The following is a 23,759-nucleotide window of genomic DNA, read 5'->3' as shown; positions in this document are numbered from 1 at the left end:
GTTGCGAATCTTCGACAACAGACTATGGCAGGGGACTACGCGCAATGATTTCGGCCGTGCAAGGACGTTTTGCCAACCTCGGTATGGCAAAAAAACTGGGTATCGGGTTTGTGCTGGTGTTGCTGCTGACCGCACTGGTAGCTGCCATTGGCGTCTGGTCCCTGCAAACCATCAGCCAGCGCTTCGATGGCCTCAAGCAGATGTCATCGCTCAACAGTGGCCTGCTCAAGGTGCGGCTGCTGGAGCAGGACTACGCCTTGCACGGCAACCCGAAAACCGTCGAGGCCTTGCACGAAGGTGTCGACGGTCTGATCGCCATGGCCGACCAACTCAAGATTTTGTCGCCGGGCAATGAGCCGGTCATGAACGACGTCCAACAGTCATTGGGCGCGTACCGCAAGGCGTTCGATGAATTCGTCTCGTTGTCCCAGGCCAAGGATCTGGCGCTGGAGATGGCCAGTTGGTCGGTGTCCAGCGTCGCCAACAATCTCGATGTGTTGCAGGCCGGTCTGGCCGACGACGGCGCGTACACTCTGAAAGACAGCGAGGGCAAGGACGGGGCGCAATTCATCGAGCAGGCCGGCCAGGTCAGTCAGGTCTCACGCTTGATGCTGCAGGCGATGAACGAGGCGCGGGTACGCCTGGATCAAAGCCGCAAGGGTGATGACAGCGCAGGTCAGGGCAATATCGAGCAGGCTGCGCAAGCCCAGGCGCAAGCCGAGCAGCTTAAGTCCACGGTCAAGGACGAAGGCTATCTGACGGTGCTCAATGAAGTGTCCGGGCACATTGCCGGTTTCAGCGACAAGCTGGCCGAGTACACCGGGTTGCTGGCCCAGGAAAAGACTGTCTATCAACAGCTGCACCAACGGGCCGACGAAGTCGTGGCGCGGGTCCAACAGGCCTATGTTGCGCAAGACGGCGCCATGCAGAGCGAACTGAAAAAGAATTCGGTGCTGATCATTGGCTCATCGGCGCTGGCGTTGCTCGTCGGGCTGATTGCGGCGTGGGTGATTACCCGGTTGATCGTTGCACCGTTGCGCAGCGTGATTCACGTGGCGCAACAGATTGCGGCCGGTGATTTGAGTGGAACGATCGAGGTATCGCGCCGTGATGAAATCGGTCAATTGATGCTGGCCATGCAGCAGATGGGCGCGGGCTTGAGCACGATTGTCAGCGGGTTGCAGGCGGGTATCGAACAGTTGGCCAGTTCGGCGCAATCGCTGTCGGCGGTGACCGAGCAGACCAACCTTGAGGTCAGCAGCCAAAAAGAGGAAACCGAACAGGTGGCGACGGCGATGAACCAGATGACCGCCACCGTTCATGATGTGGCGCGCAACGCCGAAGAAGCGGCGCTCGCAGCGCAGACCGCTGATGGCAAGGTCGAAAGCGGTCAGCAGGTGGTGCGCCAGAGCATGGCGCGGATCGAGCAACTGGCGGATTCGGCGACGTCGGCCAGTTCGAGCATCGAAAGCCTCAGTGCGGAAATCCAGAACATCGGCACGGTGCTGGAAGTGATCAAGAGTGTCGCCGAGCAGACCAATCTGCTGGCGCTCAACGCGGCGATCGAAGCGGCGAGGGCGGGCGAGCAGGGCAGGGGTTTTGCGGTGGTCGCCGATGAAGTGCGGGCGCTGGCCCGGCGCACGCAGCAGTCGACCGAGGAGATCGAGCGGCTGGTCAGTGCCTTGCGTTCGGCGGCGCATTCGTCGGTGCAGCAGATTCAGAGCAGTGGCGAACTGGTGAAACTGGCGGTGAGCGATGCGTTGCAGACCGAAAGCGCCCTGGGGAGTATTGCGGCGGCGGTTTCGTTGATTCAGCAGATGAACCAGCAGATTGCGGCGGCGGCCGAGGAGCAGAGTTCGGTGGCCGAGGAGATCAATCGCAGTGTGACGAGTATTCGGGCGAGTGCGGATCAGTCTTCGATTGCCATGCGCGGGAATGCGGCTTCGAGTGTTGAGCTGGCGCAGTTGGGGAGTGAGCTTCGGGGGATGGTGGGGCATTTCCGGCTTTGACCTTGGCGGCCTTTGGGCCGACCAGGTTGTTGGTTGTTTGGGGTGAATATCCGTTGCTTCGGGTGCTGCCGCTGGCGGTTTCGCCCTTACGGCGAGTCCCTTTTTCAGACGCCAAAAAGGAACCAAAAGGCTGGGCCCCTGCGTTCGGCACCTCGCTGTGGCTCGGTGTTCCTTCGTTCCGGGATTCATCCGGGGGCATCGCCTACGGTTTGCTTCGCTGCACCTCCTCTCGATGCATGCGGCTGCGCCGCACGGTCGCTGCGCTCCCACCCCCGGATAAATCCCTCCACTCAGCCTTCCGAAGGGGCCGGTACGTCAAAAGCGGTACTCGAGCTAACGCTCATCGTTTTGAGTGGTGGGAATCCGAAGCCAAAGCAGAAGCAAGAGTAGAAGAGGCAGAAGGTGCGGCAGTGTGAGTTGAGTTGCATGTGTTTCAAAAACTGAGTGCGACTCGGTTTTTCACGTCGGCGTACCTCCCCCAAGCAATGCGGTCAGTCCCCTCTCCCCCCGGGAGAGGGTTAGGGTGAGGGCGCTTTTGATTTTTATCTTTCTCGCGGGCAATAAAAAAGCCACCTCCCGGTGGCTTCTCTCTCCGACTGCACTCAGTCGTAAATCACTTTCTTCTTCCAGTCCGCGTCAGCCTCGACATCTTTGAGGCCGGCAGTCAGTTGGTTTTCTTCGCCTTCGACCGGGGCGATCTTGTCCATGACCTGGGCGTTGGCGCGGGCCAGGAGTTTTTCCAGGTATTGGAGTTGTTCGGCGTAGATTTGCGGGTCCTGCTGTTTGCGCAGGTATTGCACGCCGCGTTCGAAGGCGAGGCGGGCCTGGCCTGGCTGGTTTTGCTGGAGGGCGTGTTGGCCGAGGTTGTTGAAGAACTCGATGTGCAGCAATACGAGGATGTGGCGGACTTCGCGGATCCAGTGTTTGGCTTCGTTCGGTGGCAGGAAGCCGTCCTGCGCGGCGCGGGTGATTTGGCCGTGGAGGGCTTCGAGGAGGAAGCGGACGTCTTTGGCCTTGGCTTCGGTCTGGATCGGTGCCGGCGGGTTGTTGACCGGGATCGATTCGCCCTGGGCGACCAGGGCGCTGAGTTCTGTGATGCGGGCCTTGGTGGTGGCGCTGGTCTTTTCCAGGTTCAGCAGGCGCTGGCAGACGTTCAGCTCGAGGCGAGTCAGCAGCAGCTTGAGGGCCGGGGTCATGAACTGGCCGGGGAAGGTTTCGGTCAGTTCGCCGCAACGGCGCAGGCGGTCGTTGAGTTCGACCTTGGTGCGGGCCTTCTCCAGTTTGGTGTTTTCCACCACATGGTTCATGTAGCCAATGGCGATCAAGATTGCGATCCCGGCTATGACTAGCAGGGTGATCATGAGTGGTGTCACCGGTAAGACCTCTTTATAGGGTTCGCGTGCGAGTGTAGTGGCTTGGCATACAGGAGCCTAGCGCCGCTCGACGGGTTTGGATCGGCGAAGCTGAATCTGTATCGGCCAGGAACCGGCTTATATAAATGCTGGCCCTTGGGGTGCAGATTGCCATCACCTGTGCCGTGGACTATAACGCCTTGGCGAGTGTCGGAATATAGGCGTCAATCGTCGGGCGACGCAAAAGCCGGAAACGGTGCGTAAAGCAGGTCGAAGTCATTGATTTAAATAAATTTATATCTGGGGGTTGACGACCTTTCAATCCATCCATAGAATGCGCGCCACTTGCAGCGTAAAGCACACAGCGAAACGCGGCAGGGAGTGAATGTTGTAGTGTGTCCCCTTCGTCTAGTGGCCTAGGACACCGCCCTTTCACGGCGGTAACAGGGGTTCGAGTCCCCTAGGGGACGCCAATGCGGGAATAGCTCAGTTGGTAGAGCACGACCTTGCCAAGGTCGGGGTCGCGAGTTCGAGTCTCGTTTCCCGCTCCAATTTTAAACAGCAACGCTTCAGGGCGGTGCTGAGTGAAACCAGAGCCAACTCTTCGGAGGCGGATCTGGACACCGAAACACACACCATGTGTTCCGGGTAGCGTGTCCCCTTCGTCTAGTGGCCTAGGACACCGCCCTTTCACGGCGGTAACAGGGGTTCGAGTCCCCTAGGGGACGCCATTTGCGGGAATAGCTCAGTTGGTAGAGCACGACCTTGCCAAGGTCGGGGTCGCGAGTTCGAGTCTCGTTTCCCGCTCCAAATTCAAAAAGCGCCGCTTTGCAAAGAGCGGCGTTTTTATTAGTGAAAGTTGTAGCCTGTGTCCCCTTCGTCTAGTGGCCTAGGACACCGCCCTTTCACGGCGGTAACAGGGGTTCGAGTCCCCTAGGGGACGCCATTGCGGGAATAGCTCAGTTGGTAGAGCACGACCTTGCCAAGGTCGGGGTCGCGAGTTCGAGTCTCGTTTCCCGCTCCAAATTCACAAAAACGCCGCTCAGTGATGAGCGGCGTTTTTGTTTGTGCTGTTTTTGTCAGGCAATAGAAAAGGACCTCACGGTCCTTTTTTTGTGGGCCCGCCAATGTGGCGAGCCCGGTACGTGATCAGAGCTTCGGCAACTGCCCGATGCGTCCCATCATTTCGGTGACGATCTGCAGGTCCAGCAGGAACTGGTCAACGGTCTTGAACTCGCCATCGGTGTGACCGGTGTACTTGACCTCAGGTCGCGCCAGGCCGAACTGCACGCCGTTCGGCAGTTCATGCACCGAAGTGGCGCCGGCCGACGTGCCGAATTCGTGTTTCATGCCCAGGTTTTCGGTGGCCACGGCCAGCAGCGCCTTGACCCATTCGCCTTCTGGGTTGCGGTACATCGGTTCGGCGATCGAATAGTCGAATTTCACCGCGACATGGTTTTTCTTGCTCCACGCCGCCAGCTTGTCGGCGATTTCGGTCTTGAGCACTTCCGGCGACTTGCCCTTCGGCACGCGCAGGTTGACCGCGAGTTTGAAGGTTTTGTCGTCCATGCCGACGTAGGTCGGGGACGTGGTCAGCGGGCCCATGAAATCATCGGCGAAACCGACGCCCAACTTGCCACCCTTGTAATCCAGGCCCCAGTTGTCGGCGGCGTAGTGGGCAGCGTCGGTGATGTGGTTGTGCTTGAAGGCGATCTTGCCGTCCACGCTGTGGATGAAGTCGAGCATGCGCGCGACCGGATTAACGCCGGATTCTGGCTCGGACGAGTGCGCGGAAACACCGGTCACGGTGAGTTTGACGTCTTTGCCATCGACCTTGGCGTTCACTTCGAAATCGCCGCCATTGCGCTTGGCGTATTCAGCGCCGGCCTTTTGCAGGCTGGCCGCAAGCTCGGCGGGTTTGTCTGTCACCAGCGTGACGACCGAAACCGATGGAATCTGGTTGGTCGCCAGGCCGCCGGTCATCGAGGCGATTTCCGCGCCTTTACCCTCGGCCTTGCGCTTGGCGAACTTGGCCATGACGGTGCCGTAGCCTTTTTCCGCAATCACTACGGGATAGCCGCCATCCAGTGCCAAGTTGTACTCGGGCGTCGGGTTGCGTTCGAAGTAGTAGGGAATCGCGTCACCGGTAGTTTCTTCGGTGGTGTCCACCAGCAGTTTGAAATTGCGTGCCAGCGGCAGCTTCTCTTCCTTGATCACCTTCATGGCATACAGCGTCACGACGATGCCGTTTTTATCGTCCTCGGTGCCGCGGCCGTACATGCGGTCGCCGATCAGCGTGACCTTGAACGGGTCGAGTTTGGTGCCGTCCTTCAGCACCCAGTTTTCCGGCGTTACCGGCACCACGTCGGCGTGAGCATGAATGCCGACGACGTCCTTGCCGCTGCCGTCCAGGGAGATTTCGTAGACGCGGTTGTCGACGTTGCGATACTTCAGGCCGAAAGACTCAGCCAGATCCTTGATCTTGTCGGCGATCTTGATGAATTCGGGGTTGTCATGCTGATCGACGCCATCCTTGCGGAAGGTCGGGATTTCCACCAGTTCGCGCAGGGTTTCCAGGGCGGCCTTGCCGTACTTCACGCGGGTGTAGAGACCGAGCAGGCGATGGATTTCGTTTTGCTGTTCGGCGGTCAGCGTCTTGTTGTCGAGGAAGGCACTGATGGCAGGGCGCAGATCGTCGGTCTTGCTCAGGTCGTTCTTGGCCAGATCACCGAGAAATGCTCTGAAGTCACTGACCTTTGCCTCATTGAAGTTCTTGAGAATGGTCGCGCTCTGCTGCTCGGTAAGGTTGGCATGGGCTGGCAGTGTGACGGATGAAAGGCTGGCCAGGATCAGTGTCGACGCGGCCAGTTGCTTGAGTGAAAAATCCATTGCTAAGGGCATTCCTTTGCAGGCGGTGAGAAGGAGTTGTCTGACCGATGCGTCAGACGGTCTCGCAAACTACCACCACACGAGCGTGCCCGGGAGCCCCCGAAGTGGGACGCGTCGCACAGAAATGCAAAAGCGGCGCAGAATCGAAAAAGCCCGTCCAATCTGTCTGGATCGGGCTTCTCCGCTCAGCATGCTTACATCGACAGCACCAGACGCCCGGCAAACAGGATCAGAATCACCCCCATGCTGCGCTCGAACCAGTGGCCCATGCGCATGAACAGCACGCGCACTTTGCTGCTGGAAAAGAACAGCGCGACGATCACGAACCACAACGCATTCACCCCGCACATCCACAACCCGTACAGGGCCTGGATTTGCAGCGGCGTGCTGGCGCTGATGATCGTGGTGAAGATCGCCAGGAAAAACAGCGTGGCCTTGGGGTTGGTGGCGTTGGTCAGGAAACCGGTGGAAAACGCCTTGAACAGCGATTGCTCGACCAGTGGTTCGTCACTGGTCTTTTCGCCTTCCATTGTCGTCTTGGGCTTGCTGCGGATCAGGCTGACGCCCAGATAAAGAATGTAAGCACCGCCGACCACTTTGGCGACGGTCAGCAACCACGGCGTGGTGTGCATCAAGGCGCCGACGCCCAGCAGGGTGTACAGCACGTGCACGGAAATCCCCGCGCCGATGCCCAATGCCGTGCAGATGCCGACCAAACGACCGAAACGCACACTCTGGCGGATGGTCACGGCGAAGTCCGGGCCGGGTGCGACCACGGCCAGAAAGTGGATGGTGGCCAGCGCCAGAAACTCGCCCAGATAATTCGATGTCATTTCAGCTCCAGAAAGTCAGGGGTGAGGCATTGCCGCGATAGCCGACAAAAAACGAAAGGCTCAAGCGCGGATCGGCCACGCCCGGCGTTACCGAGTGCATGCGACGCGAATTGAACATGATGAAATCCCCCGGTTCCGGGCGAACTTCGAGGGCGGGCGGGCCGAGCAGTGCCGGGTCGATGCCGTAGCTGTCGCCGCGCATTTCGTCGAAGCGGTCCGGGGAAATGTCGTCTTCCCACATCTGCAACGCGCCGCCTTCGGTCGGCATGTTGAGGTAGACGTTGCAGGCAAACTGCGCCTCCAGGCTGCGGGCCTGAAAACTGTCCGGGGCGTCCTTGGCGAAGATGTCGTGGTGGGCCAGGAAGCACACGCCCGGTTTCACCACGCGGGACAGGCCGACGTACATCTTGCGACCGTAGAGGTTTTCCAGGTGGGCACCCGCCGGCCAGGATTCGTCGAGCATGCAGCGCAAGGTATCGACCGGCGACGAGTAGGGTGCGCAACGGTTACGTAGTTCGGCGATGTTGCTGGTGGCGCGCTCGAAATAATCTTCGATCAGCAGCGGCTGGTTTTCCGCCTCGTAGAACGCCATGCCGATGCGGCCGATGCTCGGCGCGTTGATGTAGCCCTCGAAGCCGGGGGCGAGGATCTTGTCGCCAATCTGGATTGCCTGCGCCTGGGGCAGAAAGCCTTTGAAGCGGATGGCGAGGACTTCTTCGTTGGCCAGTTTTTTTATGCACGTCTCATCGAGACGCTCGACGTCAAGCATCATGGTTTCAGGTCCATCTATCGAATAGTCAACGGAACCGGCGAACGCGGTTCCCCCGGCGTCGGACGCTGCATCTGGCAGCGTCCGAAATCCTCAATCCACGTTGTAGTGGACGGACAACGTGCCTTTCTTCTGCGAAAGGGACGCGATCGTGACTGTGCCCAAATCCTTCAGGCTGCGTACATGGGTGCCACCGCAGCCATAGGCTGGCAGTTCACCGAAACCGATTTCCCGCGCGCCTTCGCGCAGGGAAGTCAGGCGTGGCAGGTCGTGTTCGATCCATTGCTCGATGCCGTATTGAACGGTTTGCGCATCGACTTCCTGGGCCGAATCTCCGGGTTTGAATTGAACCCGGCCCTCGTCCGGCCAGTGGTGCGCCTTGATCGGCATCCAGCCCATGGCCTGGACGAAGTGGCCGATCAAATGTCCGGCAGAGTGCATGCGGGTGTTGAAGCGGCGGCGTTCTTCGTCGACGCGAATCTGGGTCATGCCCAGTGGCACCGGCTGATCGACAAAATGAATGATCCGGTCCGGTTCCTGGACGACGCGCAGAACCTTGCTTTCGCCAATCCAACCGGTATCGCAGGGTTGGCCACCGCCCTGGGGATGGAAAAGCGTAGCGCGCAACACAACGGCGAATTCGTTCTCGTGGGGCGTGCAGTCGAGGACTTCCACATTGGCCTTGAGGTCATCACTATGGAAAAAGAGGCGAAGCGTCATATTCCATGCCCTTATTAAAGTTTCTTTTTTAATTATATGAATCGTGCAATAACGTGATAATCCGTTCAAACATCAAAGGACTGTTGCGCTGTGAGCATAAATCTTCCCCTGCCGCTGCTTGGTGAGATGGCGATTTTCGTCAAGGTCGTCGAGACCGGCAGTTTCTCCGAAGCCGCTCGCCAGTTGGGCTCATCGCCCTCGGCAGTCAGTCGCAGTATTTCCCGGCTGGAGAAAGCGCTGGCCACGCGGCTGCTGCAACGCACCACGCGCAAACTGCGCTTGAGCGATGGCGGGGAAGAGGTGTTCAAGCGCTGCCAGGAAATGGTCAGCGCCGCCAAGTCGGTGATGGAGATCAGCGGCCAGTTCACCCACGAAGCCGAAGGTCTGGTGCGGGTCAGCGTGCCGAAAGCGGTGGGGCGCTTCGTGATTCACCCGCACATGCCGGAGTTTCTGCGGCGCTACCCGAAGGTCGATGTGGAGTTGTTGCTGGAAGACCGCCAGGTTGATCTGATCGATGACCATGTCGACCTGGCTATTCGCATCACGGATCGTCCACCGGCCGGACTGGTCGGCCGACAACTGCTGACCATCGACCATTTGCTCTGCGCCACACCGCAATACCTGGCCGAACACGGGACGCCGACCCATCCCCACGACTTGCTCAATCACAGTTGCATTTACCTGGGCGAAACCCCGAGTGATGCGCGCTGGAAATTCAAGAAAGGCACCAAAGCCGTCACCGTCGGCGTGCGCGGCCGGTATGCCGCCAATCACACCGGCGTGCGTCTGGGCGCGGTGTTGCAGCACATCGGTATTGGCAGCCTGCCGTATTTCACTGCGCGTTATGCACTGGAGCAAGGGCTGATCGTGCAGGTGCTGCCGGACTGGACATTCCTGGCGTCGTACCACGGCGGATTGTGGTTGCTGCATTCGCCGACGCGCTATCTGCCGCCGAAGCTGCGGGTGTTCATCGACTATCTGGTGGAGTGCCTGGAGAAAGAGCCGACCCTGAGCAAGCCGGGGAAGTCTGGCGGTTCAAAACCGTTGGCCGAGTACGAATTGCCCGAGAGCGAAGGGTTGCTCTGACCCCATGAAAAAGGCCCGCATGGATCACCATGCGGGCCTTTTCATTACCGGGGAATATCAGTGCTTGCTGTCCTGGGCGGACATCGCCAGCAGCTGTTTTTCCTGGTTCCAGTCGAACGGTTCGTCGTTCTGTTCGGCTTCGTAGCGGCGTTCTTCCAGCGCCTGATACATGTCGATTTCTTCGTCGGACAGGTAATGCAGGCAGTCGCCGGCGAAGAACCACAGCAGATCCCGCGGGATCAGGTGGGCAATTTGCGGGTAACGGGTAATCACTTGAGTCAGGATGTCCTGGCCCAGGTATTGGCTTTCGATTGGCTCGATCGGCAGTGACGCCAGCAGTTCGTCGAAACGCTCCAGGAACAGGGCATGGCTTTCTTCGGGAACCTGATCGGCCTCACCTACGGCGACCAGGATACTGCGCAGATGGTCGAGCAAAACCAGATGATCGGCAACGACGTTGGACACGAGATAAGTCCTCAAGAGCAAAACGGGCGCGGGAGTATAAAGCGCCCGCGCCCGTTTTTCACTGATTGAAGGGATCAGCGGATTTTGCCTTCCGCGGGTTTGAGTTGCTCCTTGTCGAAATCATCGACATCGATCACCTTGCGCCGCGCCGCTTCGGCATCACGCAGGGTCTGGGCTTCCACGGCCTGCAACACCCCGGCTTCCAGTGCCGCATCGATGGCGTGTTCACCAGCTACCGGTTTGACCTGACCGCTCTTGAGCGACGAGTGCAATTTCTTGTGCAGCGGTTGCGCAGCGTTCAGTTGATCGCAGGCGTGTTGCAGCGCACCGACTGCATCATCGGTCGATTGCGGGCGATAGCAGCCGGCAAGCAGTTCTTCCAGCGCTGGATCGCCCTTGGCCCGGCCGATGACCGCAGCCACCTCGGCACCGAGTTTGTCCGAAGGCCCTTTGTGACGGCGGCCGAACGGGAACACGATCACGCGCAACAGGCAGCCAAAGACTCGGTTCGGGAAGTTGGTCAGCAGTTCATCCAGCGCCTTTTCCGACTGGCCGAGGCTTTCTTCCATGGCCCATCTGAACAGCGGTTCCATGTACGCCGGGGAATCGAGGTCGTGATAACGCTTGAGCGCCGCCGACGCCAGATACAGGTTGCTCAGCACATCGCCCAATCGTGCCGACAGACGCTCGCGGCGTTTCAGTTCGCCACCCAGCAACATCATGCTCAGGTCGGCAAGCATGGCAAACGCGGCAGCCTGACGGTTCAGCGCACGGAAATAGCCCTGGCTGAGCTTGTCTCCCGGCGCATGTTCGAAATGGCCGAAGCCAAGGTTCAACACCAGGGTGCTGGCGGCGTTGCTCACGGCAAAGCCGATGTGCTTGAGCAGCAGGCCATCGAATTCCTTGAGTGCCTGGTCCTTGTCCTCGCGTCCGGCGAGGGCCATTTCCTTGAGTACGAACGGATGGCAGCGGATGGCGCCCTGGCCGAAGATCATCAGGTTGCGCGAAAGAATGTTCGCGCCTTCCACGGTGATGAAGATCGGCGCGCCGTTCCAGCTGCGACCCAGGTAGTTGTTCGGGCCCATGATGATCGCCTTGCCGCCGTGTACGTCCATGGCGTGGCTGATGCACTCGCGACCGCGTTCGGTGAGGTGGTACTTGAGGATCGCCGACAGCACGGAAGGCTTCTCGCCCAGATCCACCGCGTTGGCGGTCAGCATCCGTGCGGCGTCCATCATCCAGGCGTTGCCGCCGATCCGCGCCATGGCTTCCTGGATGCCTTCGAATGCTGAGAGTGGCACGTTGAACTGCTCGCGAATCTGCGCGTACTGCCCGGTTACCAGACTGGTGAACTTGGCCGCGCCGGTACCCACTGCCGGCAGCGAGATAGAACGCCCGACCGACAGGCAGTTCATCAGCATCATCCAGCCTTTGCCGAGCATGTCCTGGCCGCCGATGAGGAAGTCCAGCGGGATGAATACGTCCTTGCCGGAGTTCGGGCCGTTCATGAACGCAGCGCCCAGCGGCAGGTGGCGACGACCGATTTCCACGCCGGGGGTGTCGGTCGGGATCAGCGCGAGGCTGATGCCGAGGTCTTCCTTGTCGCCGAGCAGGTGATCCGGGTCATAGGCCTTGAAGGCCAGGCCGAGCAAGGTCGCGACCGGGCCGAGGGTGATGTAGCGTTTTTCCCAGTTCAAGCGCAGGCCGAGGGTTTCCTGGCCTTCCCATTCACCCTTGCAGATGATCCCGGTGTCGGGCATGGCGCCGGCGTCGGAGCCGGCAAGCGGGCCGGTCAAAGCAAAGCACGGAATGTCGTCGCCCCGGGCCAGCCGTGGCAGGTAATGATTGCGTTGTTCGTCGGTGCCGTAATGCAGCAGCAGTTCGGCCGGGCCGAGGGAGTTTGGCACCATCACAGTGGAGGCGAGGTCGCCGCTGCGGGTCGCCAGTTTCATCGCCACCTGGGAGTGGGCGTAGGCGGAGAAACCCTTGCCGCCGAATTCCTTGGGAATGATCAGGGCGAAGAAACCGTGTTCCTTGATGTGAGTCCAGGCTTCCGGCGGCAGGTCCATCGACTGGCCGATCTGCCAGTCGGTGACCATGGCGCAGAGCTCTTCGGTCGGGCCGTCGATGAATGCCTGTTCTTCTTCACTCAGTTGCACTTTGGGATAGGACAGCAGCTTGTCCCAGTCCGGACGGCCGCTGAACAGTTCGCCGTCCCACCACACCGTGCCGGCGTCGATCGCGTCGCGCTCGGTCTGCGACATCGGTGGCAGGGTTTTCTGGAACCAACTGAACAGCGGCGCGGTGAAGTGTTTACGGCGCAGGTCAGGCAACAGCAACGGGGCGGCCACCAGGGCCAGCACCACCCAGAAAATCAGCAGCAACCAGCCCGGTGCGTGGCTGAAAATTCCCATCGCCAACAGGTAAGCGGCAACGATGCCCAGCGCGGGCAGCGGGGCGATGCGCCGGTGGGCCAGATACGCCACGCCGACGATCAGAACCAGTATCCACAACAACAGCATATTTAATCCTCCGTGAACCAGGGCGAACCGACCCTCCAGAGCTTAGACGGCATCTGCAAAACGGGGCGGTCAGAGCAAGGTGATTGAAATCGTGGGAAACCCCGGATGTCTTTTGTAGGTTCGGTGGGCAACACGCGTGGGAAATCGTTCGCCGCTTCCGCGTCTTTGCGTGCATGTTTGGCCGAAACGTCGTTATCTCTGTGCTGAACCTCTCGCTAGACTCGGGGCTCAATCAGGAGAATGTCGTCATGCACGAGTATCTGAGCCCCGGCCGCTTCATCGATAGTGACCACCCCTCGGTGGTGGAGTTCGCCGAGCAGCACCGTGGTGCCAGTCGCGATCCGCTCGCGCAGGCGATCAGTCTTTATTACGCCGTGCGCGAGGCGGTGCGTTACAACATGTACACCTTCAGCCGCGACCCGCAGACCTTGCGCGGCAGCTACGCGCTGGCGGCAGGTGAGAGTTATTGCGTGCCCAAGGCCACGTTGCTCGCCGGTTGCGCGCGCCATTGCGGGATCCCCGCACGCATCGGACTGGCGGATGTGAAAAATCATCTGTCGACGCCGCGTCTGCTTGAACTGCTGAGAAGCGAAGTGTTCGCCATGCATGGTTATACCGAGCTGTTTCTCAATGATCGCTGGGTGAAAGCCACGCCCGCGTTCAACCAGAAGCTCTGCGAAATGTTCAACGTTGCGCCGCTGGAATTCGACGGCATGAACGACAGCGTTTTTCACCCGTACAACAGCGATGGCGCGCTGCTGATGGAGTACCTGGTCGATCACGGCCAGTTCGCCGATGTACCGGAATCTTTTTTCTTCGAACATCTGCAGAAATGTTATCCGCACCTGTTCAACGATCAGCAGAAGCCACTGTCCAGTGACATGCGCGGTGATGTCGGCAGCCTCTGATCCGGCGTATGCTGCCTGCCCATTTACTGGAAAAGAGGCGGTCATGCTGAAGATCTGGGGTCGCAAGAATTCGTCGAATGTCAGAAAGCCGTTGTGGGCTGCCGAAGAGCTCGGACTGGCCTACGAGGCCATCGATGCCGGTGGCGCGTTTGGTGTGGTCGACACACCGGAGTACCGGGCGATGAACCCGAACGGGCGAGTGCCGGTGATTCAGGACGACGGTTTTGTGCTGTGGGAATCGAATGCCATCGTGCGTTACCTGCTGGCAAAACATGCGGCCGATACTTCGTGGTATCCGGCGGATCCGCAGACCCGCGCTACCGCTGACAAGTGGATGGACTGGACGACTTCCAGTTTTGCCGGACCGTTTCGCACAGTGTTCTGGGGCGTTCTGCGTACCCCGGCAGACAAGCAGGACTGGCCGGCCATCCACGCGGCGATCAAGGAATGTGACGGCTTGCTGGCGATGGCCGATCAGGCACTGAAGCACCAGCCGTATCTGTCCGGGAGTGAAATCGGCATGGGCGATATCCCGCTCGGCAGTTTCATTTATGCCTGGTTCGAGATGCCGATCGAGCGCGCGCCACAGCCGAACCTTGAGGCCTGGTATGCGCGGTTGAAACAGCGTCCGGCGTATCAGAAAGCTGTCATGACCGCGTTGACTTAATACCTACTATCGACACACTTGACTGTACTTGTGCGGCGACGGCAAGCACCATTGCGCTCGAGCGCTGCGGTTGTCTTCCTCGCCGCCGGCCTTTTATCAGTCCTTTTTTCCTTACTGGGTGCGTAAATCCGATATGAGTTCCGCTCTGTCCATCCGGCAGCTAACCAAAACCTACGGCAACGGGTTCCAGGCCTTGAGTGGTATCGATCTGGACGTCGCCGAAGGTGACTTCTTCGCCTTGCTCGGCCCCAACGGCGCCGGCAAATCCACGACGATCGGCATCCTCTCGACCCTGGTCAACAAGACCAGCGGCACCGTGAATATCTTCGGCCACGACCTGGACAAGAACCCGGCGGCGCTCAAGCGCTCGATCGGCGTGGTGCCCCAGGAGTTCAACTTCAACCAGTTCGAAAAGACGTTCGACATCGTCGTGACCCAGGCCGGTTACTACGGCATTCCGGCGAAGGTCGCCAAGGAACGCGCCGAGCAGTACCTGACCCAGCTCGGCCTTTGGGACAAGCGCGATGTGCCGTCGCGTTCGCTGTCCGGCGGCATGAAGCGGCGTCTGATGATCGCCCGTGCGCTGGTGCATGAACCGCGTCTGCTGATCCTCGACGAACCGACTGCCGGCGTCGACATCGAACTGCGTCGTTCGATGTGGACGTTCCTCACCGAACTGAACCAGAAAGGCATCACCATCATCCTCACCACCCACTACCTGGAAGAGGCTGAGCAGTTGTGCCGCAACATCGGCATCATCGACCACGGCACCATCGTCGAGAACACCAGCATGCGTCAGCTGCTCGGCCAGCTGCATGTGGAAACCTTCCTGCTGGATCTGAAAAACGGCCTGAGTGCTGCGCCGCAACTGGCGGGCTATCCGGCGCGCCTGGTGGACGGCCATACCCTGGAGGTTCAGGTCGACAAGTCCATGGGCATCACCGCGTTGTTCGGCCAACTGGCCCTGCAGAACATCGAAGTGCTGAGCCTGCGCAATAAAACCAATCGCCTTGAGGAGCTGTTCGTGTCCCTGGTGGAGAAGAATCTGTCGAAGGTGGCGGTATGAGTTCCGAGCTGCGCCCCAACCTCGTTGCCCTTAACACCATCGTTTACCGCGAAGTCAGACGCTTCACCCGGATCTGGCCGCAGACCCTGCTGCCGCCGGCGATCACCATGGTTCTGTATTTCGTGATCTTCGGTAACCTGATCGGTCGGCAGATCGGCGACATGGGCGGTTTCACCTACATGGAGTACATCGTGCCGGGGCTGATCATGATGTCGGTGATCACCAACTCTTACGGCAACGTGGTGTCGAGCTTCTTCGGCAGCAAGTTCCAGCGCTCCATCGAAGAGTTGATGGTGTCGCCGGTTTCACCGCATACGATCCTGATCGGCTACACCCTTGGCGGCGTACTGCGTGGCTTGATGGTGGGCGTCATCGTGACGATTCTGTCGTTGTTCTTTACCAGTCTGCAGGTGCATCACCTGGGCGTGACCGTTCTGGTGGTGGTGCTGACGGCGACGATCTTCTCGCTGCTGGGCTTCATCAACGCGGTGTTCGCGCGCAACTTCGATGACATCTCGATCATCCCGACCTTCGTGCTGACCCCGTTGACCTACCTTGGCGGTGTGTTCTATTCGATCACCTTGCTGCCGCCGTTCTGGCAGACCGTGTCGCTGGCCAACCCGGTGCTGCACATGGTCAACGCCTTCCGTTACGGCATCCTCGGTGTGTCGGACATCCGCATCGGTATCGCGATCACTTTCATGCTGGTGGCGACCGTGGCGCTGTATTTCGGTTGCGCACGGCTGCTGGTGAGCGGGCGCGGAATGCGTACCTGATTTCTTCAATGCTGAATGCAAAACGGCCTCCCACAGTGGAGGCCGTTTTGCATTCAGCGCATGCGACTTTTCTTGCGCCGCGCCCATTGCCGGGCCACCCACCAGCGCCAGTACAGCATCACCAGACAGTAGGCGAGGGCGCCCAGTGCCAGCCCGACCACCACCGAACCCAGCAGGAACGGTTGCCACAGGGTCGAAAGCTCGCCGCTGATCCATTCCCAGGTCAATTCGTCTGGAAGTGTGCGGGCGGGAACATCCATCAGCCAGGCCCCGGCCTGATAGGTGCAGAAGAACACCGCCGGCATGGTGATCGGATTGGTCAGCCAGACCAGGCTGACGGCAATCGGCATGTTGCCGCGCACCATGATCGCAAGTACGGCGGCCACCAGCATTTGTGCGGGAATCGGCAGGAACGCGGCGAACAGACCAACGGCCATGGCGCGGGCCACCGAGTGTCGGTTTAGGTGCCAGAGGTTCGGGTCATGCAGCAACGTGCCGAGAAAGCGTAAGGATTTGTGTTCCCTGATGCTCGTCGGATCGGGCATGTAACGTTTGAATAAGCGCCGGGGCATAAGGCTTCTCGGTCGGTTAAGGCGGCAAGTATGTCTGGATTCTACGAACCGCCCATTCAGACTTTGTGACAATTGATAACGACGCCCGTGCCCCGCAACCGCTATGCCTGAAGGTGGGACTCTCAAGGACGGGCTTATGCGCACAGGGATGATGGCGCTGGCGGTCGGTCTGCTGGCAGCGGTTTTTTTACCGGCCTTGCCGCCGGTCGGGTTATTGCTGGTGTTGCCGTGGGTGGCGCTGATGCTGCTGCCGTTTCGCAGCTATCCACTGGCGTTTTTACTGCTTGGATTCGCATGGGCGGGATTCAACGCGCAACTGGCGTTGAATGATCGACTGCCGTCCCGGCTGGATGGCGAAACGCGCTGGGTGGAGGGCCGGGTCGTCGGCTTGCCGCAGAGTGCCGAGGGCGTCGTGCGGTTTGAGCTGGCCGATGCGCGCTCGCGTCACGAAAAGCTGCCGTCGCTGATGCGCCTGGCCTGGTACGCCGGGCCTGAGGTCAAAAGCGGCGAACGCTGGCGATTGGCGGTCAAGCTCAAGCGCCCCGGTGGCTTGCTCAATCCGGATGCGTTCGATTACGAGGCCTGGCTGCTGGCGCAACGCATTGGTGCTACCGGGACGGTGAAGGATGGCCAGCGTCTGGCGCCGGCGCAGTGGGCCTGGCGCGACAGTATTCGCCAGCGCCTGCTTGCCGTTGACGCCCAGGGTCGTAACAGCGCCTTGGCCGCGTTGGTGCTCGGCGATGGTTCCGGCCTCAGTCGCGAAGACTGGCAGATCTTGCAGGACACCGGCACCGTGCATCTGCTGGTGATTTCCGGCCAGCACATCGGGCTGTTGGCAGCGTTGATGTACGCGCTGGTCGCCGGGTTGGCCCGATTCGGATTTTGGCCGCTGCGTTGGCCCTGGCTGCCTTGGGCGTGCGGTCTGGCATTCACGGCGGCGCTGGGTTACGGCTTGCTGGCCGGATTCGATGTGCCGGTCCGGCGGGCCTGCGTGATGGTTGCGCTGGTGCTGTTGTGGCGTTTGCGCTTTCGTCATCTCGGCGCATGGTGGCCGTTGCTGCTGGCCTTCAATGGCGTGTTGTTGATGGATCCGCTGGCCAGCTTGCGTCCGGGGTTGTGGCTGTCTTTCGCGGCGGTGGCTGTGTTGATCTTCACCTTCGGCGGCCGTCTGGGGCCGTGGCGCTGGTGGCAAACCTGGACGCGCGCGCAGTGGCTGATCGCAATCGGATTGTGCCCGGTGCTGCTGGCGTTGAGTCTGCCGATCAGTCTCAGCGGGCCGCTGGCCAATCTGCTGGCGGTGCCGTGGGTCAGTTTTGCGGTGCTGCCGCCGGCGTTGCTCGGGACTTTGTTGCTGCCAATTCCTTATGTCGGTGAAGGGCTGCTGTGGCTGGCCGGTGGACTGATCGATGGATTGTTCCGGGCACTGGCCCTGATTGCCGGGCGCTGGCCGGCGTGGGTTGCAGAATCGATGCCGGGCTGGATCGTGGCGCTGGGTTGCATCGGTGCAGTGCTGTTATTGCTGCCCCGAGGCGTTCCTTTGCGCCCGCTGGGCTGGCCGTTGCTGCTGGTGCTGGCATTCCCGCCGCGGGAACGACTGGACGAAGGTATCGCCGATGTCTGGCAACTCGACGTCGGCCAAGGGCTGGCGATTCTGATCCGCACGCGCCATCACGCCTTGCTGTACGACAGCGGCCCGCGCTTCGGCGATTTCGATGTCGGCGAGCGGGTGGTGTTGCCAGCCCTGCACAAGCTGGGCGTCGAGCGATTCGACCTGATGCTGCTCAGCCATGCTGATGCCGATCACGCAGGTGGCGCACTCGCCGTAGCGAAAGGATTGCCGGTCAGCCGGGTCATCAGCGGCGATCCGCATGGATTGGCCGAAGCGCTGAACGCCGAAGCCTGTGAAAGCGGTCGACAATGGCAGTGGGACGGCGTTGCCTTTCATCTATGGCAATGGGCAGAAGCCCATGACAGCAACCAGCGTTCCTGCGTGTTGCAGATCGAAGCCAACGGCGAGCGGCTGCTGCTGACCGGTGACATCGACACCAATGCCGAGCGGGATTTGCTCAACAGCGCGCTGGCGGTTCCGACCCAGTGGCTGCAAGCCCCGCATCACGGCAGCCGCAGTTCCTCATCGATGGCCTTGCTCAAGGTTTTGCAGCCCCAGGCCGTGCTGATTTCCCGAGGGCAGGGCAACTCGTTCGGCCATCCACACCCCACGGTCATCGCCCGCTACCGCAAACAGGGAATACACATCCACGACAGCGCCGAGCAGGGCGCCATTCATCTGCAACTGGGGCGGTTTGAGCCGGCCCGGTCGATGCGTCAACAACGCCGCTTCTGGCGCGACTCGCCGTTGCCGGGGGCGGAGTACCGTTGAGCACGGTCGTCGGGGCGACGGGTCTTTATCGCGAACCGGTATGGTAAAGTGGCGCACTTTTTCGAGGGGGCTGTCACTGTGTGGGAATTGGTCAAATCCGGCGGCTGGATGATGTTGCCGATCATTCTGAGTTCCATCGCCGCCATGGCGATCGTCGCCGAGCGCCTGTGGACCCTGCGCGCCAGTCGCGTCACCCCTGAGCATCTGCTGGGTCAGGTCTGGGTCTGGATCAAGGACAAGCAGCTCAACAAGGAAAAACTCAAGGAATTGCGCGCCAACTCGCCGCTGGGGGAAATCCTCGCCGCGGGCTTGGCCAACTCCAAGCATGGTCGCGAGATCATGAAGGAGTGCATCGAAGAGGCCGCCGCCCGGGTCATCCACGAACTGGAACGCTACGTCAACGCGCTGGGCACCATCGCCGCCATGTCGCCGCTGCTCGGTCTGCTGGGTACGGTGCTGGGCATGATCGACATTTTCAGTGCCTTCACCGGCTCCGGCATGACCACCAATGCTGCGGTGCTGGCCGGCGGTATTTCCAAGGCTTTGATCACTACCGCTGCGGGCCTGATGGTCGGTATTCCGGCGGTGTTCTTCCACCGTTTCCTGCAACGACGCATCGATGAACTGGTGGTGGGCATGGAACAGGAAGCGATCAAACTGGTGGAAGTGGTGCAGGGCGACCGTGACGTCGATCTGGCCGGGGGCAAAGCGTGAAATTCCGTCGCAAGCCCCGGGAAACCATCGACATCAACCTCGCGTCGCTGATCGATGTGGTGTTCATCCTGTTGCTGTTTTTCGTCGTGACCACCACCTTCACCCGCGAAACCCAACTGCGTGTCGACCTGCCGGAAGCGGTCAGCGGCTCGCCGGCCGAGGATCAGCAGGTCAAGCAACTGGACGTGGCCATCAGCGCCGAAGGCGTGTTCTCGGTGAACAACAGGATTCTGCCGAAAAACGATCTGGCGACGTTGATGGAAGCCATGCAGAAAGAAGCCAACGGCGACACCAATATGCCGCTGTCGATCAGTGCTGACGGCAAGGCTCAGCATCAATCCGTGATCACCGCCATGGATGCGGCCGGCAAGCTCGGTTTCAGCCATCTGCGCATGACCACGGTCGAGGCGGCGCCCAAATCCTGATGGCCATGTCCGATCGTCTGCTCGCCGCGTGGTATCAGGGGCACCCGGCCCTGACGCTGTTGCGGCCGCTGGAGTGGCTGTACCGCCGCGTGGTGGCGGGCAAACGTCAGCGTTTTCTCGATGGCGAAGGTGAGATCTACCAGGCGCCGGTGCCGGTGATCGTGGTCGGCAACATCACGGTCGGCGGCACCGGCAAGACACCGATGATCCTGTGGCTGATCGAGCACTGCCGACGCCACGGGCTGCGGGTCGGCGTGGTCAGCCGTGGTTACGGCGCCAAACCGGCGCAACTGCCGTGGCGGGTCGACGCTGACCAGACTGCCGACATCGCCGGCGACGAGCCGTTGCTGATCGTGCAGCGCACCGGCGTACCGCTGATGATCGATCCCGATCGCAGCGCCGCCGTCAGAGCCCTGCTGGACAGCGAGCCGCTGGACCTGATCCTGTCCGATGACGGTATGCAACATTACCGCCTCGCGCGGGATCTGGAACTGGTGCTGATCGACGCCGCCCGAGGCCTTGGCAACCAACGCTGCCTGCCCGCCGGCCCCCTGCGCGAACCGGTCGAGCGCCTGCAAAGCGTTGACGGGGTGCTGTTCAACGGCGCCCTTGAGGATCGCGACGGCGGTTTCGCCTTCCGTCTCAAGCCCTCGGCGCTGGTCAATCTGCGCAGCGGTGAACGCCGGCCGCTCGATCATTTTCCGCCCGGCCAGGCCGTGCACGCGGTGGCCGGGATCGGCAACCCGCAACGTTTCTTCAATACCCTCGAAGCGCTAGACTGGCGGCCTGTGCCCCACGCCTTCGCCGACCACGCCGAATACAGCGTGCAGGCCTTGAGTTTTACGCCGTCATTGCCAGTGGTGATGACTGAAAAGGACGCGGTGAAGTGCCGTGCCTTCGCCGCCGCCGACTGGTGGTACCTGGCGGTCGATGCAGTGCCGTCGCCGGCCTTCGTGGCCTGGTTCGACACGCAGTTGATGCGCCTGTTGCCGGATCGTCTTTTGCCTTAATCCGTTTTTATCCAGGGAATGTTCATGGACACCAAATTGCTCGACATCCTCGCCTGCCCGGTCTGCAAAGGCCCGCTCAAGCTCAGCGCCGACAAGACCGAACTGATCAGCAAGGGCGCCGGTCTGGCGTACCCGATCCGCGACGGCATCCCGGTCATGCTGGAAAGCGAAGCCCGCACCCTGACCACCGACGAGCGCCTGGATAAATGACCACCGCCTTCACCGTTGTCATCCCGTCGCGCTACGCCTCGACCCGCCTGCCGGGCAAGCCGCTGCTGGACATCGCCGGCAAGCCGATGATCCAGCACGTCTGGGAACAGGCCAGCAAAAGCAGCGCCAGCCGTGTGGTCGTGGCGACCGACGATGCGCGTATCGTCGAGGCCTGCAAGGCTTTTGGCGCCGAAGTAGTGCTGACCCGTGAAGATCATAATTCCGGCACCGATCGTCTGGCCGAGGTGGCGGCGAAGCTGGGTCTGGAACCGGATGCCATCGTGGTCAACGTGCAAGGCGACGAACCGCTGATCCCGCCGAGCGTAATCGATCAGGTCGCCGCGAATCTTGCGGCCCACACCGAAGCGCGCATGGCCACCCTGGCCGAGCCGATCGAAGACGTGGAAACCCTGTTCAACCCGAACGTGGTCAAGGTTGTCAGCGACCTCAACGGTCTGGCGCTGACCTTCAGTCGCGCAACCCTGCCATGGGCCCGCGATTCGTTTGCCAAGAGCCGCGACGTGCTGCCGGAAGGCGTGCCGTATCGTCGTCACATCGGCATTTATGCCTACCGCGCAGGCTTCCTTCAGGACTTCGTGAGCTGGGGTCCGTGCTGGCTGGAAAACACCGAATCCCTCGAGCAACTGCGTGCCCTGTGGCACGGCGTGCGGATTCATGTGGCTGACGCGTTGATCGCGCCGCCGACCGGGGTCGACACCGCCGAAGACCTCGAGCGTGTCCGTCGCCTGCTGGAGGCCTGATGCGCGTTCTGTTCGTGTGCCTGGGTAACATCTGCCGTTCGCCCACCGCCGAAGGCGTGTTGCGCCACAAGTTGCGTGAAGCGGGGCTGGCGGATCAGGTCGAAGTGGCCTCCGCCGGCACTGGCGACTGGCACGTTGGCAATCCGCCGGACAAGCGCAGCCAGGCGGCGGCCAAGCTGCGCGGTTATGACCTGTCGGCGCAACGCGCGCAGCAGGTCAGCCGCGCCGATTTCGCCAGCTACGACCTGATCCTCGCCATGGACAACAGCAACCTGCGCAACCTCAAGGCCTTGCAGCCGTCCACCGGCAAGGCCGAGCTGGACTTGTTCCTGCGCCGCTACGAAGGTGAAGTCGACGAGGTGCCGGATCCGTATTACGACGGCGATCAGGGCTTCGAGCAGGTGCTGGATCTGATCGAGCGTGCCTGCGATCAGCTGTTGATTGAAGTGAAGGGGCGGTTATGAGTTTGCAGATACAACCGCAGGTTTCCCTGAAACCCTTCAATACCTTCGGCGTTGATGTGCGCGCACAGCTGTTTGCCGAAGCCCACAGTGACGCCGATGTGCGCGAAGCCCTGGCTTACGCGACTTCTCACAACCTGCCGTTGCTGGTGATCGGCGGCGGCAGCAACCTGTTGCTCACGGCGGATATCCCGGCACTGGTGCTGCGCATGGCCAGCCGTGGCATTCGTGTCATCAGCGACGACGGCAATCGTGTGGTGATTGAAGCCGAAGCCGGTGAGCCGTGGCACCCGTTCGTGCAGCACACGCTGGCGCAGGGTTTTTCCGGGCTGGAGAATCTCAGCCTGATCCCCGGCACTGTCGGCGCTGCGCCGATGCAGAACATCGGTGCCTACGGCGTCGAGATCAAGGATGTGTTCGCCGGCCTGACGGCGCTGGATCGCCAGACCGGCGAGCTGCGCGACTTCAGCCTGGAAGAGTGCAACTTTGCCTACCGCGATAGTGTGTTCAAGCAGCAGCCGGGGCGTTGGCTGATCCTGCGGGTCCGCTTCGCGCTGGATCGAGTCGCGCATTTGCATCTGGAATACGGTCCGGTGCGTCAGCGCCTGACCGAGCAGGGCATCGAGCAACCGACGCCGACGGATGTCAGCCGCGCGATCTGCAGCATCCGCAGCGAAAAACTGCCGGACCCGGCGGTGCTCGGCAATGCCGGCAGCTTCTTCAAGAACCCGCTGGTGCCCGCGGCCGTGGTTGCACAGATCAAGGCGCAGCATCCGGATCTGGTGGCCTACGCGCAACCGGACGGGCAGATGAAGCTGGCGGCCGGCTGGTTGATCGAGCGTGCCGGCTGGAAAGGTTTCCGTGAGGCCGATGCCGGCGTGCATAAATTGCAGGCGCTGGTGCTGGTCAACTACGGTGCGGCGACCGGGCTGCAATTGCTCGATCTGGCGCAGCGCATCCAGAAAGACATTTCAGAACGTTTCAATGTCGAGCTGGAAATGGAGCCCAACAGGTATTGAGGCTACGCTTTCAAGGCTGAACCCAAAGCCCTGCACTTATTTAAAAAGTGCAGGGCTTTTTTGTTAATCGCGGGTTAACGTAGCCAGCTAACGATACCAACCATTTGCTCCACCAAAGGCCCGGTGCAGACATTCCCGTCGGCAC

General features: G+C 60.8%; 22 protein-coding genes, 6 tRNA genes and 1 pseudogene. 21 read left to right on the top strand and 8 right to left on the bottom strand.

Going from position 1 to position 23,759, the window contains the following annotated elements; translation table 11 throughout:
* Positions 1-44: 44 nt before the first annotated feature.
* Together L6D74_RS30140 and L6D74_RS30135 are read left to right on the top strand one after the other, a co-directional pair.
* Positions 45-1,148: pseudogene (locus tag L6D74_RS30140) on the top strand (HAMP domain-containing protein); the annotation flags it as partial.
* A complete protein-coding gene (locus L6D74_RS30135; protein ID WP_371857911.1) occupies positions 1,128-2,009 on the top strand; it encodes a methyl-accepting chemotaxis protein in 882 nt (293 codons plus the stop codon). The pseudogene L6D74_RS30140 and the gene L6D74_RS30135, both read left to right, overlap by 21 nt.
* 602 nt (positions 2,010-2,611) lie before the next feature.
* Here L6D74_RS30135 and L6D74_RS18295 read toward each other — a convergent pair.
* Positions 2,612-3,370: a hypothetical protein gene (locus tag L6D74_RS18295; protein WP_011335462.1), complete on the bottom strand. Its 759-nt coding sequence runs from the start codon at positions 3,368-3,370 to the stop codon at positions 2,612-2,614.
* Positions 3,371-3,758: 388 nt separating this feature from the next.
* On the opposite strand from L6D74_RS18295, the gene L6D74_RS18290 reads away from it, so the two are divergent.
* The 6 genes from L6D74_RS18290 to L6D74_RS18265 all read left to right on the top strand — a co-directional run bounded on the left by L6D74_RS18290 (position 3,759) and on the right by L6D74_RS18265 (position 4,385).
* Positions 3,759-3,834 (top strand) — tRNA-Glu (locus L6D74_RS18290).
* 2 nt (positions 3,835-3,836) lie between these two features.
* Positions 3,837-3,912 (top strand) — tRNA-Gly (locus L6D74_RS18285).
* A gap of 104 nt (positions 3,913-4,016) precedes the next feature.
* Positions 4,017-4,092 (top strand) — tRNA-Glu (locus tag L6D74_RS18280).
* A 3-nt stretch (positions 4,093-4,095) separates the two neighbouring features.
* A tRNA-Gly gene (locus L6D74_RS18275) sits at positions 4,096-4,171 on the top strand.
* A gap of 60 nt (positions 4,172-4,231) precedes the next feature.
* Positions 4,232-4,307, top strand: a tRNA-Glu gene (locus tag L6D74_RS18270).
* Between the two features lie 2 nt (positions 4,308-4,309).
* Positions 4,310-4,385: transfer RNA gene (locus tag L6D74_RS18265), tRNA-Gly, on the top strand.
* A gap of 125 nt (positions 4,386-4,510) precedes the next feature.
* Here L6D74_RS18265 and L6D74_RS18260 read toward each other — a convergent pair.
* The 4 genes from L6D74_RS18260 to L6D74_RS18245 form a co-directional block, all read right to left on the bottom strand.
* Entirely contained in the window at positions 4,511-6,250 is a 1,740-nt protein-coding gene (locus L6D74_RS18260) for a dipeptidase (protein ID WP_236189970.1), read from the bottom strand.
* Between the two features lie 194 nt (positions 6,251-6,444).
* Positions 6,445-7,083, bottom strand: coding sequence for a LysE family translocator (locus L6D74_RS18255; protein WP_011335460.1), 639 nt, complete (start codon positions 7,081-7,083; stop codon positions 6,445-6,447).
* Between the two features lies 1 nt (position 7,084).
* On the bottom strand, positions 7,085-7,855 hold the full coding sequence (locus L6D74_RS18250; protein ID WP_064598593.1) for a 2OG-Fe(II) oxygenase: 771 nt from the start codon (positions 7,853-7,855) through the stop codon (positions 7,085-7,087).
* Positions 7,856-7,945: 90 nt separating this feature from the next.
* Positions 7,946-8,572, bottom strand: coding sequence for an alanyl-tRNA editing protein (locus L6D74_RS18245; protein ID WP_064598592.1), 627 nt, complete (start codon positions 8,570-8,572; stop codon positions 7,946-7,948).
* Positions 8,573-8,662: 90 nt separating this feature from the next.
* On the opposite strand from L6D74_RS18245, the gene L6D74_RS18240 reads away from it, so the two are divergent.
* The gene (locus L6D74_RS18240) at positions 8,663-9,658 is read left to right on the top strand and encodes a LysR family transcriptional regulator (protein ID WP_064598590.1); all 996 of its coding nucleotides are present in this window, start codon (positions 8,663-8,665) and stop codon (positions 9,656-9,658) included.
* A 57-nt stretch (positions 9,659-9,715) separates the two neighbouring features.
* On the opposite strand, the gene L6D74_RS18235 is transcribed toward L6D74_RS18240, so the two are convergent.
* The gene (locus tag L6D74_RS18235; protein ID WP_007950758.1) at positions 9,716-10,123 is read right to left on the bottom strand and encodes a PA2817 family protein; all 408 of its coding nucleotides are present in this window, start codon (positions 10,121-10,123) and stop codon (positions 9,716-9,718) included.
* 74 nt (positions 10,124-10,197) lie between these two features.
* Positions 10,198-12,645 (bottom strand): acyl-CoA dehydrogenase, encoded by a 2,448-nt coding sequence (locus L6D74_RS18230; protein ID WP_064598588.1) that lies wholly within the window; start codon positions 12,643-12,645, stop codon positions 10,198-10,200.
* Between the two features lie 248 nt (positions 12,646-12,893).
* Here L6D74_RS18230 and L6D74_RS18225 point away from each other — a divergent pair, with 248 nt between their 5' ends.
* The 4 genes from L6D74_RS18225 (at position 12,894) to L6D74_RS18210 (ending at position 16,062) form a co-directional block, all read left to right on the top strand.
* Positions 12,894-13,553, top strand: coding sequence for a transglutaminase-like domain-containing protein (locus L6D74_RS18225; protein ID WP_064598586.1), 660 nt, complete (start codon positions 12,894-12,896; stop codon positions 13,551-13,553).
* 43 nt (positions 13,554-13,596) lie between these two features.
* Positions 13,597-14,220, top strand: a complete 624-nt coding sequence (locus L6D74_RS18220) for a glutathione S-transferase family protein (protein ID WP_085647426.1) — start codon at positions 13,597-13,599, stop codon at positions 14,218-14,220.
* A 133-nt stretch (positions 14,221-14,353) separates the two neighbouring features.
* Complete coding sequence (locus L6D74_RS18215; protein ID WP_064598582.1) at positions 14,354-15,286, top strand: ABC transporter ATP-binding protein; 933 nt, start codon at positions 14,354-14,356, stop codon at positions 15,284-15,286.
* Positions 15,283-16,062, top strand: a complete 780-nt coding sequence (locus tag L6D74_RS18210; RefSeq protein ID WP_085612112.1) for an ABC transporter permease — start codon at positions 15,283-15,285, stop codon at positions 16,060-16,062. The genes L6D74_RS18215 and L6D74_RS18210 overlap by 4 nt, the downstream gene beginning before the upstream one ends.
* A gap of 53 nt (positions 16,063-16,115) precedes the next feature.
* On the opposite strand, the gene L6D74_RS18205 is transcribed toward L6D74_RS18210, so the two are convergent.
* A complete protein-coding gene (locus tag L6D74_RS18205) occupies positions 16,116-16,634 on the bottom strand; it encodes a DUF2062 domain-containing protein (protein ID WP_085647428.1) in 519 nt (172 codons plus the stop codon).
* Positions 16,635-16,770: 136 nt separating this feature from the next.
* Here L6D74_RS18205 and L6D74_RS18200 point away from each other — a divergent pair, with 136 nt between their 5' ends.
* From L6D74_RS18200 to murB, 8 genes are all read left to right on the top strand, one after another.
* Positions 16,771-19,014: a DNA internalization-related competence protein ComEC/Rec2 gene (locus L6D74_RS18200; RefSeq protein WP_236189969.1), complete on the top strand. Its 2,244-nt coding sequence runs from the start codon at positions 16,771-16,773 to the stop codon at positions 19,012-19,014.
* A 78-nt stretch (positions 19,015-19,092) separates the two neighbouring features.
* Positions 19,093-19,728, top strand: a complete 636-nt coding sequence (locus L6D74_RS18195) for a MotA/TolQ/ExbB proton channel family protein (RefSeq protein ID WP_163976130.1) — start codon at positions 19,093-19,095, stop codon at positions 19,726-19,728.
* On the top strand, positions 19,725-20,153 hold the full coding sequence (locus L6D74_RS18190; protein WP_039770694.1) for an ExbD/TolR family protein: 429 nt from the start codon (positions 19,725-19,727) through the stop codon (positions 20,151-20,153). Before L6D74_RS18195 ends, L6D74_RS18190 begins: the two co-directional genes overlap by 4 nt.
* Entirely contained in the window at positions 20,153-21,163 is a 1,011-nt protein-coding gene (gene lpxK / locus L6D74_RS18185; RefSeq protein ID WP_236189968.1) for a tetraacyldisaccharide 4'-kinase, read from the top strand. The genes L6D74_RS18190 and lpxK overlap by 1 nt, the downstream gene beginning before the upstream one ends.
* A gap of 24 nt (positions 21,164-21,187) precedes the next feature.
* The gene (locus tag L6D74_RS18180; protein WP_003179363.1) at positions 21,188-21,373 is read left to right on the top strand and encodes a Trm112 family protein; all 186 of its coding nucleotides are present in this window, start codon (positions 21,188-21,190) and stop codon (positions 21,371-21,373) included.
* Positions 21,370-22,134: a 3-deoxy-manno-octulosonate cytidylyltransferase gene (gene kdsB, locus L6D74_RS18175; RefSeq protein ID WP_039770692.1), complete on the top strand. Its 765-nt coding sequence runs from the start codon at positions 21,370-21,372 to the stop codon at positions 22,132-22,134. Before L6D74_RS18180 ends, kdsB begins: the two co-directional genes overlap by 4 nt.
* Positions 22,134-22,598 carry a low molecular weight protein-tyrosine-phosphatase gene (locus tag L6D74_RS18170; RefSeq protein ID WP_064598568.1) on the top strand — a complete coding sequence of 155 codons (465 nt, stop codon included), beginning with the start codon at positions 22,134-22,136 and terminating at the stop codon, positions 22,596-22,598. The genes kdsB and L6D74_RS18170 overlap by 1 nt, the downstream gene beginning before the upstream one ends.
* Positions 22,595-23,614 carry a UDP-N-acetylmuramate dehydrogenase gene (gene murB / locus L6D74_RS18165; protein WP_236189967.1) on the top strand — a complete coding sequence of 340 codons (1,020 nt, stop codon included), beginning with the start codon at positions 22,595-22,597 and terminating at the stop codon, positions 23,612-23,614. Before L6D74_RS18170 ends, murB begins: the two co-directional genes overlap by 4 nt.
* Positions 23,615-23,759 lie beyond the last annotated feature (145 nt).

The organism is Pseudomonas pharyngis (genome assembly GCF_021602345.1).
Taxonomy (GTDB): domain Bacteria; phylum Pseudomonadota; class Gammaproteobacteria; order Pseudomonadales; family Pseudomonadaceae; genus Aquipseudomonas; species Aquipseudomonas pharyngis.
The sequence above is the reverse complement of the archived record's forward strand: the minus strand, read 5'-3'. Positions and strand labels throughout refer to the sequence as shown.

Coding starts and splice junctions, on each gene's coding strand:
- L6D74_RS30135 (WP_371857911.1), top strand. CDS start 1,128: ATGCTGGCCATGCAGCAGATGGGCGCGGGCTTGAGCACGATTGTCAGC.
- L6D74_RS18295 (WP_011335462.1), bottom strand. CDS start 3,370: ATGATCACCCTGCTAGTCATAGCCGGGATCGCAATCTTGATCGCCATT.
- L6D74_RS18260 (WP_236189970.1), bottom strand. CDS start 6,250: ATGGATTTTTCACTCAAGCAACTGGCCGCGTCGACACTGATCCTGGCC.
- L6D74_RS18255 (WP_011335460.1), bottom strand. CDS start 7,083: ATGACATCGAATTATCTGGGCGAGTTTCTGGCGCTGGCCACCATCCAC.
- L6D74_RS18250 (WP_064598593.1), bottom strand. CDS start 7,855: ATGATGCTTGACGTCGAGCGTCTCGATGAGACGTGCATAAAAAAACTG.
- L6D74_RS18245 (WP_064598592.1), bottom strand. CDS start 8,572: ATGACGCTTCGCCTCTTTTTCCATAGTGATGACCTCAAGGCCAATGTG.
- L6D74_RS18230 (WP_064598588.1), bottom strand. CDS start 12,645: ATGCTGTTGTTGTGGATACTGGTTCTGATCGTCGGCGTGGCGTATCTG.
- L6D74_RS18225 (WP_064598586.1), top strand. CDS start 12,894: ATGCACGAGTATCTGAGCCCCGGCCGCTTCATCGATAGTGACCACCCC.
- L6D74_RS18220 (WP_085647426.1), top strand. CDS start 13,597: ATGCTGAAGATCTGGGGTCGCAAGAATTCGTCGAATGTCAGAAAGCCG.
- L6D74_RS18215 (WP_064598582.1), top strand. CDS start 14,354: ATGAGTTCCGCTCTGTCCATCCGGCAGCTAACCAAAACCTACGGCAAC.
- L6D74_RS18210 (WP_085612112.1), top strand. CDS start 15,283: ATGAGTTCCGAGCTGCGCCCCAACCTCGTTGCCCTTAACACCATCGTT.
- L6D74_RS18205 (WP_085647428.1), bottom strand. CDS start 16,634: ATGCCCCGGCGCTTATTCAAACGTTACATGCCCGATCCGACGAGCATC.
- L6D74_RS18200 (WP_236189969.1), top strand. CDS start 16,771: ATGCGCACAGGGATGATGGCGCTGGCGGTCGGTCTGCTGGCAGCGGTT.
- lpxK (WP_236189968.1), top strand. CDS start 20,153: ATGGCCATGTCCGATCGTCTGCTCGCCGCGTGGTATCAGGGGCACCCG.
- L6D74_RS18180 (WP_003179363.1), top strand. CDS start 21,188: ATGGACACCAAATTGCTCGACATCCTCGCCTGCCCGGTCTGCAAAGGC.
- kdsB (WP_039770692.1), top strand. CDS start 21,370: ATGACCACCGCCTTCACCGTTGTCATCCCGTCGCGCTACGCCTCGACC.
- L6D74_RS18170 (WP_064598568.1), top strand. CDS start 22,134: ATGCGCGTTCTGTTCGTGTGCCTGGGTAACATCTGCCGTTCGCCCACC.
- murB (WP_236189967.1), top strand. CDS start 22,595: ATGAGTTTGCAGATACAACCGCAGGTTTCCCTGAAACCCTTCAATACC.